The organism is Streptacidiphilus jeojiensis (assembly GCF_042510965.1).
Taxonomy (GTDB): Bacteria; Actinomycetota; Actinomycetes; order Streptomycetales; family Streptomycetaceae; genus Streptacidiphilus; species Streptacidiphilus jeojiensis.
In genome coordinates this window covers 701829-716080 of sequence record NZ_JBEUKS010000002.1, presented here as the reverse complement: position 1 = coordinate 716080, position 14252 = coordinate 701829, and the positions used below count along the sequence as shown (strand labels likewise).

Here is a 14252-nt window from a genome sequence, read left to right as displayed (position 1 = left end):
CCCGGTCAGGACCGGAGCGGGGCGGTCGCGAACTCCTTCATGCCGGTTTCGAAGGAGATCTGCGGCTGCCAGTCCAGTTCCTCGCGCAGCCGGCGCGAGTCCGCGGTGATGTGGCGGACGTCGCCCAGGCGGTACCGGCCGGTGACGACGGGCGCGGGGCCGTCGGCGGCCTCGGCCAGCGCCCCGGCCATGTCGGCGATGGTGTGCACGGTGCCGCTGCCGACGTTGTAGGTCCGGAAGTGGCCCGGACCGCACCGGGTCAGCTCGGCCAGCGCCGCCGCGTTGGCCGAGGCCACGTCGGCGACGTGGACGAAGTCGCGGCGCTGGGCGCCGTCCTCGAAGACCTGCGGGGCCTCGCCGCGGGCCAGGGCGGAACGGAAGATCGAGGCCACCCCGGCGTAGGGGGTGTCCCGGGGCATGTTGGGGCCGTAGACGTTGTGGTAGCGCAGCGCGATCACGTTGCCGCCGGTGGCGCGGGCCCAGGCGGAGGCCAGGTGCTCCTGGGCCAACTTGGTTGCGGCGTAGACGTTGCGCGGGTCGGCGGCCGCGGTCTCGTCCACGAGGTGCGGGGTGAGGGCGGCGCCGCAGTGCGGGCACGGGGGTTCGAAGCGGCCGGCGTCGAGGTCGGCCGGGCGGCGTGGTCCGGGGGCGACGTCGCCGTGCTCGGGGCAGCGGTAGCGGCCCTCGCCGTAGACCACCATGGATCCGGCCAGGGCCAGCTGCGTCACCTCCGCCCTGGCCATGGCGGCGAGCAGCACGGCGGTGCCCAGGTCGTTGCAGCCGGCGTACTCGGGGGCGTCGTCGAAGTCGAGGCCGAGGCCGACCATGGCGGCCTGGTGGCAGACGGCTGACACCCCGTCGAGGGCGGCGTCCACGGTGGCGCGGTCGCGTACGTCGCCGCGGACGAACTCGACCCCGTCGGGGAACGGCGGCGGCTGCCGGGTCGGATGGACGGCGGGCAGCAGCGCGTCCAGCACGCGGACGCGGTGGCCGGCCGAGGTGAGGGCGGTGGCGACGGCGGAGCCGATGAAACCGGCGCCGCCGGTGAGGAGGACATCCATGCCGCCGACGCTAGGACCCGGGCGGGCGCGACGGGGTGCGCCGCGGGGTCACGTAAGGGGATCGTCAGAGGTACCTGCGAGGATGGGCGCCATGCGCATCGTGGTGTTGGCCGGAGGAATCGGGGGCGCGCGCTTTCTGCGCGGGCTGAAGCAGGCGGTCGAGGGAGGGGAGATCACCGTCGTCGGCAACACCGGCGACGACATCCATCTGTTCGGGCTGAAGGTCTGTCCCGACCTGGACACCGTGATGTACACCCTCGGCGGCGGCATCCACGAGGAGCAGGGCTGGGGCCGGGCCGGTGAGTCCTTCTCCATCAAGGAGGAGATGAAGGCGTACGGGGTCGGGCCCGAGTGGTTCGGGCTCGGGGACAAGGACTTCGCCACGCACATCGTGCGGACCCAGATGCTGGGCGCCGGGTACCCGCTGAGCGCGGTCACCGAGGCGCTGTGCGCCCGGTGGCAGCCGGGGGTGCGGCTGATCCCGATGTCGGACGACCGGGTGGAGACCCATGTGCTGACCGAGATCGACGGGGAGCGCAAGGCGGTGCACTTCCAGGAGTACTGGGTGAAGCACCATGCCACCGTGCCGGCCCTGGCGATCATTCCGGTAGGTGCGGAGACGGCGACCCCGGCGCCGGGGGTGCTGGAGGCGATCGCCGAGGCGGACGTGATCCTGCTGCCGCCGTCGAACCCGGTGGTGAGCGTGGGGACGATCCTGGCGGTGCCCGGGATCCGGCAGGCCGTGGTCGCGGCGCAGGCCCCGGTGATCGGGCTCTCGCCGATCATCGGCGGGGCGCCGGTGCGCGGGATGGCGGACAAGGTGCTGGCCGCGGTCGGCGTGGAGACCTCCGCCGCCGCGGTGGCCGGGCACTACGGCAGCGAACTCCTGGACGGGTGGCTGGTGGACGAGTCGGACGCCGGAGCGGTGGCCGAGGTCGAGGCCGCCGGGATCCCGTGCCGTGCGGTGCCGCTGTGGATGACGGACGTGGACGCCAGCGCGGCCATGGCGCGGGAGGCGTTGGCGTTCGCGGAGGCGGTGCGGGCCCGGTGACGGCGCTGCGGGTGTGGGCGGTCGAGGGCCTGCCGGAGATCGCGGCCGGCGACGACCTGGGCGAGCTGGTCGCCGCGGCGGTGGGCGACACCCTGGCGGACGGCGACGTCCTGCTGGTGACGTCCAAGGTGGTCAGCAAGGCCGAGGGCCGGACGGTGCGGGCCGACGACCGGGAGGCCGCGATCGACGCCGAGACGGTGCGGGTGGTCGCCCGGCGCGGACGGACCAGGATCGTGGAGAACCGGCAGGGGATGGTGATGGCCGCGGCGGGGGTGGACGCCTCCAACACCCCGGCCGGGACCGTGCTGCTGCTGCCGGAGGACTCGGACGCCTCGGCCCGGGCGCTGCGCAAGCGGGTCGGCGAACTGACGGGCCGTCGGGTGGCGGTGCTGGTCACCGACACCTTCGGGCGACCCTGGCGCAACGGGTTGACGGACGTCGCGATCGGCGCGGCCGGGATCGACGTGCTGGAGGACCACCGCGGCCGGCTGGACTCGCACGGCAACGAGCTGTCGATGACGGTCACCGCCACCGCCGACGAACTGGCGGCCGCGGCCGACCTGGTGAAGGGCAAGGCCGGGGGCCTGCCGGTGGCCGTGGTCCGCGGCCTGGGCCGGCTGGTGACGGAGCAGGACGGCGCTGGCGTCCGCCCGATGATCCGCAGCGCGGCCGAGGACATGTTCCGGCTGGGCACCTCCGAGGCGGTGCGGGAGGCCGTGTTCGGACGCCGCACGGTGCGCACGTTCACCGCGGAGCCGGTGGACGGGGCCGCGGTGCGGCGGGCGGTGGCAGCGGCGGTGACCGCGCCGGCGCCGCACCACACCACGCCGTGGCGGTTCGTGCTGCTGGAGAGCGCGGAGGTGCGGACCCGGCTGCTGGACGCGATGCTCGCGGCCTGGAACCGGGACCTGCGGGAGCTCGACGGCTGGAGCGAGGAGCGGGTGGCGACCCGGGTGCGCCGGGGCGATGTGCTGCGCAACGCGCCGTACCTGGTGGTGCCCTGCCTGGTGATGGACGGCTCGCACGACTATCCCGACGCCGGCCGGGCGGCCGCGGAGCGGGAGATGTTCGTGGTGGCGATGGGCGCCGCGGTGCAGAATCTGCTGGTCACGCTGGCGGGAGAGGGGTTGGGGACGGCGTGGGTGTCCTCCACGATGTTCTGCCGGGACGTGGTGCGGGGGGTGCTGGCGCTGCCGGACGGGTGGGATCCGATGGGGGCGGTCGCCGTGGGACACCCTGCGGGGGGCGCGGGGCAGCGGGCGCGGCGGGATGAGGCGGCGTTCATCGAGGTGCGCTGAAGCCGTTTCTGACGGGACTTCGGGGGCGGGCTGTGCATGGTTTGTCGCGCAGTTCCCCGCGCCCCTGCACGTTTGCAACTGAGCCAGTTGCAGCCCCCTAGGGGCGCGGGGAACTGCGCGACCAGCCATGCACACGCCGCACCCTAGATCCCTCGGTAGTCGATCGGGGCGTACCGCGGTGCATGCCGGGGCGCGCGGAGGCGCGCGGCGCGGAGGAGCCGGCAGACGCGGTGGCGGTGGCCTCGGTAGGGCTCCAGGAGTTCCAGCATCACCGCGTCGTCGCTGCGTTCGCGCCCGGCCAGGGCCCAGCCGACGGTGTTGGGCAGGTGCAGGTCGCCGACGGTGACCGCGTCGGCGTCGCCGTTGCTGCGCTGCAGGGTCTCGGCGGCGGTCCAGACCCCGATGCCGGGGACCGCGGTGAGCAGCGCGGTGGCCTCCGGGGTCGGCAGCACCGAGGCCTGCTCCAGGCGGGCGGCCAGCCTCGCGGCGCGGACCACCGCGGCGGAGCGCTTGCCGTCGACGCCGGCGCGGTGCCACTCCCAGGACGGGATCCCAGCCCAGTCCCGGGCGGACGGGATGATCCGCATCCCGGCCGGCGCCGGTCCCGGCGCCGGCGCGCCGTGCTGCAGCAGCAGGGTGCGCCAGGCGTCGTGCGCCTCGCCGACGGTGACCCGCTGGCCGAGCACCGCGGGCACCAGGGACTCCATGACCAGGCCGGTGCGGCCGATCCGCAGCCCTGGGTTGCGCCGGTGTGCCTCGCGGAGCAGGGCGTTGCCGCAGTGGTCGAAGCCGGAGGGGTCGTCCTCGGCGCCGAGCAGCGCCGGCAGCCGGTCCAGCAGCCAGTCGGCGCCGGGGCCCCAGGCCCTGGCCTCGACCTCGGCCGGGGTGCCGGCCACCCGCAGCGTGCCGAGCCCGCCGGGGGTGCGCGAGCAGCGCCAGAGCGCGCCGTCCGGAGTGCGCCGGTAGGCGGGGTCGCGCGGACCGAACCTCAGCACCCCGAGCGTGCCGGCGACATCGAGCGCCCCTTCCGGACGCCAGACCCGCTGGGCCTCAGCAGCCTCGTCCGTACGCATCCCGCCAGGGTACGGGGTGTGGCGGGGGTGGGGAGCGAGGTTGCGGAGCTAGCAGAGGTTGTCGTTTCCTGACCGGGTTTCTCCGACCGGTGCTGGATGGGGTCGCAATCTCGCGATCCCCAGGGCATAGGCTGAGCACCACCATGAGCCAGACACCCCTCAGCGGCGCAGAGACCCCCGCCGATCTGCTGCGCTCCGCCCTCGCGACCGACCCTGCCCGTCCACTGATCACCTACTACGACGACGCGACCGGCGAGAGAGTCGAACTCTCCGTCAAGACCTTCGACAACTGGGTGGCGAAGACCGCCAATCTGTTGCAGGACGATCTCGCCGCGGCCCCGGACGACCGGGCGTCGCTGCTGCTGCCCGCGCACTGGCAGACCGCCATCTGGCTGTTCGCCTGCTGGTCGGTGGGGTTGACGGTGCTCCCGGGCGGCGATCCGGCCGAGGCCTCGCTGGTGGTGAGCGGACCCGACACCCTGGAGCAGGCGCTGGCCTGCCCCGGTGAGCGGGTGGCGCTGGCGCTGCGGCCGCTGGGCGGGCGCTTCCCCGAGCTGCCGGCCGGTTTCCTGGACTACGCGGCCGAGGTGCCGGCCCAGGGCGACCGCTTCGTCCCCTACGCCCCGGTGGACCCGGACCGTCCGGCCCTGGTGATCGACGGCGAGCAGCTGACCGGGGCCCAGGTGGTGTCGCTGGCCGCCGAGCAGGCGGCCCGGCTGGAGCTCGGCCCCGGCGACCGGGTGCTCAGCACGCTGTCCTTCGACGACTGGGCCGGACTCGGCGGCGGCCTGCTGGCGCCGCTGGCCGCGGGCGGTTCGGTGGTGCTGTGCCGCAACAGCGAGAAGCTGGCGGACGAGGTGCTGGAGCAGCGGATGGCGTCGGAGCGGGTGACCCGCAGGATCAGCTGACGGTCCGCCCTCCCCCCGGAGTGGACCATTCGGCGCGGGCCCGCCGCCCTTTCGGAGCAGTCGGCGTGCCGTCTGCGGCATGATCGCCGGGTTCTGCGGTGATCATGGAGAAACTGTGCAACTACCTGCACCGTTCGCGCGTCTGACAGGTGAACGCACGTTCTGTTCTGCATGGGGGTGGTTCGCCGGTGCCCGAGAGTCCTGGGGACGAACAGGATCAGAATCCGCCCTCCGGGGTCGAGGACGGTGCGGAGGGGACCGACCCGGGTGCCTCGGCGATCCCGTACCGCCACCACCGCCGCCGCTGGCGCATCGTCCGCTGGGTGGCGCTGGGTCTGGGCCTGGTGCTGGTCGGGGCCTCGGTGACGGTGTGGCTCGGCTACCGGAAGCTCAACCACAACATCCACACCGACACCACCACCGAGAAGCTGCTCGGACCGCCGGCCTTGCGCCCCACCGTGGCCCCGGTCGCCTACAACGCCGAGAACATACTGATCATCGGCTCGGACAGCAGGGACGGCGCGAACAGCGCCTACGGCGACCCCAACGGCACCGCCCGGTCGGACACCACGATCCTGCTGCACCTGTCCCAGGACCGTAAGAGCGCGGTCGCGATGAGCATCCCGCGCGACGCCATGGTGCAGATCCCCGCCTGCCAGCTCGCCGACGGCAGCCGTACCAAGGCCCAGTTCGCCCAGTTCAACTGGGCGTTCGAGTTCGGCGGCACCGCCTGCACCATCCGCACCCTGGAGAACCTCACCAAGATCCGGATCGACCACTTCATGGTGGTGGACTTCAACGGCTTCAAGAACATGGTCAACGCCGTCGGCGGGGTCCAGGTCTGCCTGGCCAAGCCGGTCAACGACCCCGACTCGCACCTGGTGCTGCCGGCCGGACGGCAGACCATCAACGGGAACCAGGCCCTGGGGTTCGTCCGGGCCAGGGAGACCATCGGCGACGGCAGCGACACCGAGCGGATCGGCCGCCAGCAGCAGTTCCTCTCCTCGCTGGTGCAGAAGGTGGAGAGCAACGGGGTGCTCTTCAACCCGACCAAGCTGTACCCGCTGCTGGACGCGGCGACCTCGGCCATCACCGTCGACCCCGGCCTGAACACCGTCGGCAAGCTGTACGACCTGGCGACCAGCCTCAAGGACCTGCCCAGCGACAAGCTGGTGCTGCTCACCGCACCGAGGGAGCCGTACGTCAACGACTCCAACCGGGACCAGTTCCAGCAGCCCGAGGCGGACCAGCTGTTCGCCCGGATCAGGAACGACGAGCCGGTACAGGTCTCCGGGGCGACCGACGGCTCCGCGTCAGCTTCCCCGTCCGCGTCCGCGTCCGCCTCCCCGTCCACATCCCCTTCCGCGTCCGCGTCCGCGTCCCAAGCCTCCGCGGCCGGGGTGCAGGGCAGGGCAACCGGATCGGCCTCCGCCAGTGCCGCACCTTCCTCCGCGACACCCGGACCGACCTTCACCGGACGTACTGCAAACCAGGACATCTGCGCATCATCCTGACCACTCTCACCTCCCTTCGCACCACCCCCACGAACAGACCGGCTAGTGTGGCCGACTCGGAAGAATGCTGAGCGGAGCAGAGCGGAGCGGCACGTGCAGAGGGGCCATGGGACCGGAGCGGATCCCGGCTTCGACAGCTCCGACGGCGTCGGAGCCGTCGACCCGGCCGACCTCTGGGTCCTGGATCCGGCGACCGGCGAGTACCGGATGCGGCTGCCCGGCGAGCTGCCACCGCCCGCAGCGCCCCGACCGGCACCGGTACCCACGTCCGCGCAGCCAGCCGCACCCGCACCCGTACCCGGAGCCGGTCCGGAACAGCCGCCCGTCGGCCCCCGCCGGGCCGCCCGGCGCCGGCAGCAGGCACGCAGCGGACCCTGGCTGGCCGGGGTGGCCTGCTTCCTGCTGGCCGTGGGCGGAGGCTGCATCTACGTCCTGGCCGCGAACGCCCACAGCGGCTCCGCCCAGGCCGCGGCGACCGGCAGCGCCGCCGCGAGCCCGAGCGCGACCTGCTCCGCAGCGCCGACCAAAGCCGCCGTCCCGGTCGCCGAACCCGCCGTCTCCGGCAGCTTCCTGGCCGGTGAGAAGGCCGCCGCGCTGGACACCCGGGTGACCGTGCTGAACGGCAGCGGCGTCCTCGGCGAGGCCGAGACCGTGCTCAGCTGGATGCAGAACACCGAGAAGTGGCTCCGCACCAGCAACGGCGGCCCCGCGGACCGGACGCCGACCACCACCCTGGTGTACGCGCCCAACCACGTCAGCCAGGCCCGCACCGTGGCCGCGGCGATGGGCCTGCCCGCGTCCGCACTGCACGGCGACGGGAAGACCACCGGCCTGCGCGACCCCATGGTGCTGACGCTGGGTCAGGACTTCCACGGCATAGGCAAGCCGTTCGCGGCCCCCTCCCCCGCAGCCGCTGCCGGCAGTCAGACGAAGGCGGCCTGCGGCAGCCATTAGCCCGGTGCGCACCGGGCGCAGACGCCCGAGCACGAAGGCAGGCCACCGCCGATGAGCAGCAACCAGCCAGGCAGCAACCAGACCGGCAACCGCCGCCGCCGGGCCGAACCCCAGGGACGGCGACGCAGGTGCCGGCCCGGACACCCGCAGGTACGGATCCGCCGGATCGCACTGGGCTGCGCCCTGCTGCTGCTGATCGGGACGGGCTGCGCCTGGGGCTACGTGCAGTACCTGGACAGCAACATCAAGCACGGTGCGCTCAGCTTCGGCGACCAGGGCGCCGCCTCCCAGGACGCCTTCGGGCACACCCCGCTGAACATCCTGATGATCGGTTCGGACACCCGGGACACCGCCGCCGACCTCTCCCTGGGCGGGGCCCGGGCCAGCGTCGGCGGACCGGTCCACGCCGACGTGGAGATCCTGCTGCACGTCTCGGCGGACCGCAGCAACGCCTCGCTGATCAGCATCCCGCGCGACACCATGGTCGACATCCCGGCCTGTACCGACCCGGCCACCGGGAAGACCTACCCCGAGTCGCCGCACGAGCAGATCACCGACAGCCTGTCGCACGGCGGCCCGGGCTGCACCGTCTACACCTGGCACCAGTTGACGGGCATTCACATCGACCACTACATGATGGTCGACTTCGGCGGCGTGGTGAGCATGGCCGACGCGGTGGGCGGGGTCCCGGTCTGCACCCTGGGGAACGTGGCCGACCCGTACTCGCACCTGCGGCTCACCAGGGGCACCCATGTCGTCAAGGGCGTCCAGGCGCTGGAGTGGCTGCGCACCCGGCACGGTTTCGGGGACGGCAGCGACCTCTACCGGACCCAGGTCCAGCACATGTACCTGACCTCGCTGCTGCGCCAGCTGCGCTCGGCCGGGACGCTCACCGACCCGGGCCGGATCCTCTCGCTGGCCGACGCCGCCACCAAGGCACTGACCGTGGACGACGGGCTGGACAGCGTGGGCAGGCTGGCCGGGCTCGCCGACCAGCTGAAGGGGTTGCAGCCGGACCGGCTGACCACGGTGACCATGCCCTACGCCGAGGACCCGAGCAACCCCAGGGCCTGGGTGATCCCGATGCCGGGCGACGCGGAGCGGCTGTTCTCGATGGTGCGCGGCGACATCCCGCTGGACGCCCACGGCGCCCCCGCGGGCACGGCCTCCGCCTCGGCCTCTGTCTCGGCCTCCGCCCCCGCATCGCCCCCGGCCGCGCCGAGCGCCGTCCCGGCCGCCCCCGCGGTCCCGGCCGAGGTGCACCTCACCGTGCAGAACGGCAGCGGCATCGCCGGCCGGGCCACCGCGCTCACCTCTGCCCTGCGCGCCAAGGGCTTCACCCGCACCCGCAACGGCCTCAACGCGCCCGAGCACCAGCACGGCACCACCCTGAGCTACCCCTCCGCGGACCTGGCCGGGGCCCAACTGGTCGCCAGGGCCCTGCACCTGCCCGCCGCGGACCTGCACGAGTCGGCGACGGCGGCGCAGCCGCTGCTGGTGGTCGGCTCCGACTGGCCGACCGGCAGCACCTTCCCGGCCGTGGCCACCCCCTCCGCCGGCGCGGTACCGACCACCGCGGCGCAGCAGAGCGGGGATCAGAGCAAATGCGCAAAGGTGAACCCCGTTTACGCATGGTGACGAAATGTTCCAGAACTGTCCGGATTCCCATTCTCAGAACCTCGACAGCTGGACGACAGATCACGAATGGATAGAGTCGATCCCCAGCGGCTACCGGGGGTGAAGTAGGCCGTCAGGCTCCGCACCGGGGGTGCAGCGGGCCGCGCCATCACAATTGCGGGGGTGTGCTGTCCCTTGTCGCCAGAAAACGGCCGTTCCGGTCGAAATGCACAATCGTCGTCATCGACCGGCCGAGGAGGCCAGGAGGAACCCTGGGGAGGTCGGGCGGCAGCCCGCAAGGCCGCAGGTTCGGGGCGGCGCGGACGGCCTGGCCGGGCGAAAGCGACCGGCCGAAAACGAATACTGAAGTACACAGCGTACGGAAGTGCCGGAATTCTGGTACTCGGAGCGGGTTCCGCCTTCGCCTATGTCTCGTACCTCAACGGGAATATCAGGACCAGCCACTTCGCGGGCGATCACAAACTCCCGCCGCCGAAGGCCGACGCCAGCGGGCACACCCCGCTGAACATCCTGCTGATAGGAACGGACACCCGCAGCAGTGCGGAGGACTGCGCACTCGGCGGCTCCTGCGACGAGAGCGGCCCCGGCAACGCGGACGTGGAGATCATCCTGCATGTCTCCGCCGACCGCAGCAACGCCTCCATGCTGAGCATCCCCCGCGACACCGACACCGACATACCGGCGTGCACGGGCAGCAACGGCACCAGGTACGCGCCGGTGCACTACATCATCAACTCCAGCTTCGGCCGCGGCGGCGCGGGCTGCACCGAGGCCGCCGTGGAGCAGCTGACCGGCATCTCCATCACCGACACGATGACCGTGGACTTCAGCGGGGTGGTGAAGATGGCCGGCGCCGTCGGCGGCGTCCCGGTCTGCCTGGCGCAGAACATCGACGACAACTACGTCTACCGCGACAAGACCGGTCTGCACGACCAGGGTTCGCACCTGATCCTGGCCGCGGGCAAGCACATCGTGCTCAACTCGATGCAGTCGCTGGAGTGGCTGCGCACCCGGCACGCCTTCGCCCCGGACGGCAGCGACATCGGCCGCGCCGACGCCCAGCACATGTACCTCAACTCGCTGATCCGGACCCTGCGTTCGAACGGTACGGTGACCGACCCGGGCAAGATGCTGAGCCTGGCGCAGAGCGCGGTCAAGAGCATCGTCTTCTCGGACAACCTCAACAGCGTCACCAAGCTGCTGGGGCTGGCGGACCAGCTCAAGGGGGTGAAGACGGACCGGATCGAGTCGGTGACCATGCCGTACATCGCGGATCCGAAGAACCCCACGGCCTGGCTGGTGCCCGAACCCGTCAAGGCCCAGCACCTCTTCTCGATGATCGCCAACGACATCCCGCTGGACGGCAGCACGGCCTCCCCCGCCGCATCGGCATCGGCGACGCCCTCGCCCGCCCCGTCCAAGAGCGCGACCCCGCCGCCCGCCAAGGGCAGCTTCACGGTCACCGTGGTCAACGCCAGTGGCGGCAGCTTCGACAACCGCGCCTCCGGCATGGTGACCGCGCTCAAGGGCCTGGGCTTCACCGGGTCGAAGGTCGGCAACAGCCCGGCCACGGCCGCGAAGACCAGCACGCTGACCTACCCCGCCGCGCTGAAGGCCCAGGCAGCGGAGGTGGCGACGGCGCTGCACCTGACCGCCGGGGCGCTGAAGCAGTCGGCCGACGCCACCGGGGTCACCCTGGACATCGGCCTGGACTGGCCCAGCGGCGACGACTTCCGCACCACCCTGCCCAAGCAGGGGTCGGTGCCGACCGACTCGCACGCCAAGAACGCCGACGACAACAGCGGCTGCATGAACGTCATGCCCAACTACCAGTGGAAGGGCAGCACTCCGCCGTCGCAGCCCAAGCTCTGACGGAGCCTCAGCGCGCCGCCGCGCCCCAGCTGTCGACCGCACCGGCCACCGGGACGGCGCTGGCGATGACGCGGCGGGCCAGCGAGCGGGGGCTGGTCAGAAAGCCCCACCCCCAGGACATGTGCATGGTGGCCAGGGCCAGCGGCAGTTGGGCGCGGGACGCGAGCGGCAGCCCGCGCCCCTCGCGCAGCGACCCCAGCAGGATCATCGCCGCGTAGCCGCCGGGGGCGACGAACAGCAGCGGGTGCAGCAGCACGCCGCCGACCAGGCCGAGGACCACACCCAGCAGCGCGGCCGGCGGGGCCAGGTAGCGCAGGTTCACCGAGCCCCTGTGGTAGCGGGAGACCACCCGGCGCCAGCGCCCGTAGTCGCGGTACTGCCGGGCCAGCGCGCGCACGCTGGGGCGCGGCCGGTAGGTGACCCGCAGCTCCGGGGTGAACCAGATCAGGCCGCCGTCCTGGCGGATCCGGTAGTTCAGCTCCCAGTCCTGGGCCCGGAGGAACTCCTCGTTGTAGCCGCCGAGCCGCTCCAGCACCGTACGGCGGAACACCCCGAGGTAGACCGTGTCGGCCGGGGCGGCCTCGCCGCCGGTGTGGAAGGCGGCGTTGCCGACGCCGATCCGGGAGGTCATCGCGGCGGCGACGGCCTTCTCCCACGCGGTCTCGCCCTCGGCGTGCATGATCCCGCCGACGTTGGCGGCGCCCTTCTCGTCCAGCAGCCGCACCGCAGTGGCGATGTAACCGGGGGTGAGCAGGCCGTGGCCGTCGACCCGGACCACCACCGGGAAGCGGGAGCCGCGGATCGCGGCGTTGAGCGCCGCAGGGGTACGGCCGCTGGGGTTGGCGACGGTCCGCACCTCGCGGTCGCTGCCCGCGGTCTCCGCCACCAGCTCGGCGGCGATCCGGTCGGTGTCGTCCTTCGACGGTCCGAGGGCGATCACCACCTCGATCGGGGCGGGGTAGTCCTGGGCGAGGATCTCCCGAACGGCGTCACGCAGGTGCCGGGACTCGTCGAGCACCGGCATGATCACTGATACGGGCGGCAGCGGCTGCGCCCCGGAGGCGCTGGAGGCGGCGTTGGCGTTCATATGCGGCCAACCGTACCGTCGGGCGCCGGGCTGCGCCGAACCCCGGCAGCGGAATGGTCACATCATCAGAATGAATTCACCTGACGGGGGGACAGCGACGACACCCCGGCGGTGCTGCGCGGTGCGCCGCCCGTCCCGTCCTACGATCCGAAGGATGCCTGCCGATCCCCGGAAACCAGCCCGCACCGCCGCCTCGCCGCTGCGCCGGCGGGTGCTGTGGACCGCCTCGGCGCTGTCCTGCGCGGTGCTGGCCACCAGCGGGATCGGCCGGGCCGTGGTCAGCGGGGTCGGCGACTCCATCGGCCGGGTCAATGTCTTCGGCGGGCTGACCCACCGCCCGGCCGACGACGACGCCATGAACATCCTGGTGGTGGGCACCGACGACCGGGACGGCGTACCCGAGCGGATCCTGCAGTCGCTGCACGCCGGCGGGGAGGCCTGCCACTGCACCGACACCATGATGCTGGTGCACCTGTCCGCCTCCGGGGACGGCGCCAGCGTGGTCAGCATCCCGCGTGACAGCTACGTCGACATCCCGGCCCACCAGGACCTGGCCACCCGGCAGCCGGTGCCGGAGTCCATGGGCAAGATCAACGCCGCCTACGGGATGGGCGGGCCGCCGCTGACCGTGGAGACCGTCGAGCAGGCCACCGGGCTGCGCATCGACCACTACCTCCAGCTCAACTTCCTCAGCTTCGTCTCCACCGTCGACGCCCTGGGCGGGGTACCGGTCTGCACCGACCGGCCGCTGCACGACCCCAAGTCGGGGCTCGACCTCCCGGCCGGGACGACCAGGCTGGACGGCGCGACGGCGCTGAAGTACGTCCGTGCCCGCTATGTGGACCCCACCGCCGACCTGGGCCGGATGCAGCGCCAGCAGAAGTTCGTCGCCCAGGTCATCCAGCAGGCGACCGGCTCCGGGACGCTGCTCAACCCGCTGCGGCTGCAGCGGGTGCTCTCCTCGGTGCTGGCCTCGGTCAAGGCGGACGAGGGGCTCAGCGACAAGGACCTGCTGGCCCTGGCCACCCGGATGAAGGACCTGCGGCCCTCCTCCGCCTCCTTCGCGACCGTGCCGCTGGCGGACCTCAACCACGTGGTGCCCGGCTGGGGCTCCACCGTGCTCTGGGACAAGCCGCGGGCCGCCGCGCTGTTCACGGCGCTGCGCGAGGACCGGCCGCTGACGCCGCCGGCCCCCAGGCCGTCCCGGTCGCCCTCGTCGGCGGGCTCGGCGTCGGGCTCGGCGGCGGGCTCGTCGGGGGCGGGCGGGAAGGCCGAGGCGCAGCCGACCGTCCCGCCCGGGCGGGTCCGGGTGCAGGTGCAGAACGGCTCCGGGGTGGCCGGCCTCGGCGCCAGGGCGGACCGGCTGCTGCGCGCCGAGGGCTTCGCCACCAGCGGTTACGCCAGCAACGCCCCCGGGCCGGACGCCGCGGCGCGGACCGTGGTCCGGTACGACCCGCGCTGGGACGAGTCGGTGCGCACCCTGGCCGCCGCACTGCCCGGAGCCCAGCTGGTGCCGGTGGCCGGGCTCGGCGGCACCATGCAGGTGGTGCTGGGGAAGGACTTCACCGGTGTCGCCAAGGTGCCCGTACCGAAGCCGACCACCCCCGCGCCGGTCGCGAGCAGCGCCGCCCCGACCGCCGCCCCGACCGCCGCCCCGACCGCCGGGCCGTCGATCGCCGCCACCCGTGGTGACACCGTGGTCTGCACCTGATCCCCGGGACAGCGCCACGGACCCTTCACCGACGTGCATCAAAACTGCTACAGCCTGCCCAAATCGACCTTCTCCGCCCCTGACG

The 14252-nt window shown here is 72.8% G+C and carries 11 protein-coding genes; 8 read left to right on the top strand and 3 right to left on the bottom strand.

Annotated features, from left to right (window positions below; all coding sequences use genetic code 11):
* Positions 1-5: 5 nt before the first annotated feature.
* Positions 6-1061 (bottom strand): NAD-dependent epimerase/dehydratase family protein, encoded by a 1056-nt coding sequence (locus ABUW04_RS08960; RefSeq protein ID WP_380563884.1) that lies wholly within the window; start codon positions 1059-1061, stop codon positions 6-8.
* A 91-nt stretch (positions 1062-1152) separates the two neighbouring features.
* Here ABUW04_RS08960 and cofD point away from each other — a divergent pair, with 91 nt between their 5' ends.
* Both cofD and ABUW04_RS08950 read left to right on the top strand, forming a co-directional pair.
* Complete coding sequence (gene cofD, locus ABUW04_RS08955) at positions 1153-2112, top strand: 2-phospho-L-lactate transferase (RefSeq protein ID WP_380563882.1); 960 nt, start codon at positions 1153-1155, stop codon at positions 2110-2112.
* Positions 2109-3410, top strand: a complete 1302-nt coding sequence (locus ABUW04_RS08950) for a coenzyme F420-0:L-glutamate ligase (RefSeq protein ID WP_380563881.1) — start codon at positions 2109-2111, stop codon at positions 3408-3410. Before cofD ends, ABUW04_RS08950 begins: the two co-directional genes overlap by 4 nt.
* A 143-nt stretch (positions 3411-3553) precedes the next feature.
* Here the strand turns inward: ABUW04_RS08950 and ABUW04_RS08945 are convergent, their stop codons facing one another.
* Entirely contained in the window at positions 3554-4483 is a 930-nt protein-coding gene (locus ABUW04_RS08945) for a DNA-3-methyladenine glycosylase family protein (protein ID WP_380563879.1), read from the bottom strand.
* A gap of 143 nt (positions 4484-4626) precedes the next feature.
* Here ABUW04_RS08945 and ABUW04_RS08940 point away from each other — a divergent pair, with 143 nt between their 5' ends.
* From ABUW04_RS08940 to ABUW04_RS08920, 5 genes are all read left to right on the top strand, one after another.
* On the top strand, positions 4627-5391 hold the full coding sequence (locus ABUW04_RS08940; protein WP_030264077.1) for a TIGR03089 family protein: 765 nt from the start codon (positions 4627-4629) through the stop codon (positions 5389-5391).
* Between the two features lie 188 nt (positions 5392-5579).
* Positions 5580-6905, top strand: coding sequence for an LCP family protein (locus ABUW04_RS08935; RefSeq protein ID WP_380563878.1), 1326 nt, complete (start codon positions 5580-5582; stop codon positions 6903-6905).
* Between the two features lie 93 nt (positions 6906-6998).
* Entirely contained in the window at positions 6999-7859 is an 861-nt protein-coding gene (locus tag ABUW04_RS08930; RefSeq protein WP_380563876.1) for a LytR C-terminal domain-containing protein, read from the top strand.
* A 51-nt stretch (positions 7860-7910) separates the two neighbouring features.
* A complete protein-coding gene (locus ABUW04_RS08925) occupies positions 7911-9497 on the top strand; it encodes an LCP family protein (RefSeq protein WP_380563875.1) in 1587 nt (528 codons plus the stop codon).
* Positions 9498-10094: 597 nt separating this feature from the next.
* Positions 10095-11369, top strand: coding sequence for an LCP family protein (locus tag ABUW04_RS08920; RefSeq protein ID WP_380563874.1), 1275 nt, complete (start codon positions 10095-10097; stop codon positions 11367-11369).
* A 7-nt stretch (positions 11370-11376) separates the two neighbouring features.
* Here ABUW04_RS08920 and ABUW04_RS08915 read toward each other — a convergent pair whose 3' ends face one another.
* On the bottom strand, positions 11377-12456 hold the full coding sequence (locus ABUW04_RS08915; protein ID WP_037597775.1) for a glycosyltransferase family 2 protein: 1080 nt from the start codon (positions 12454-12456) through the stop codon (positions 11377-11379).
* Between the two features lie 154 nt (positions 12457-12610).
* Here ABUW04_RS08915 and ABUW04_RS08910 point away from each other — a divergent pair, with 154 nt between their 5' ends.
* Complete coding sequence (locus ABUW04_RS08910) at positions 12611-14167, top strand: LCP family protein (protein WP_380563872.1); 1557 nt, start codon at positions 12611-12613, stop codon at positions 14165-14167.
* The last annotated feature ends 85 nt before the right edge of the window (positions 14168-14252 follow it).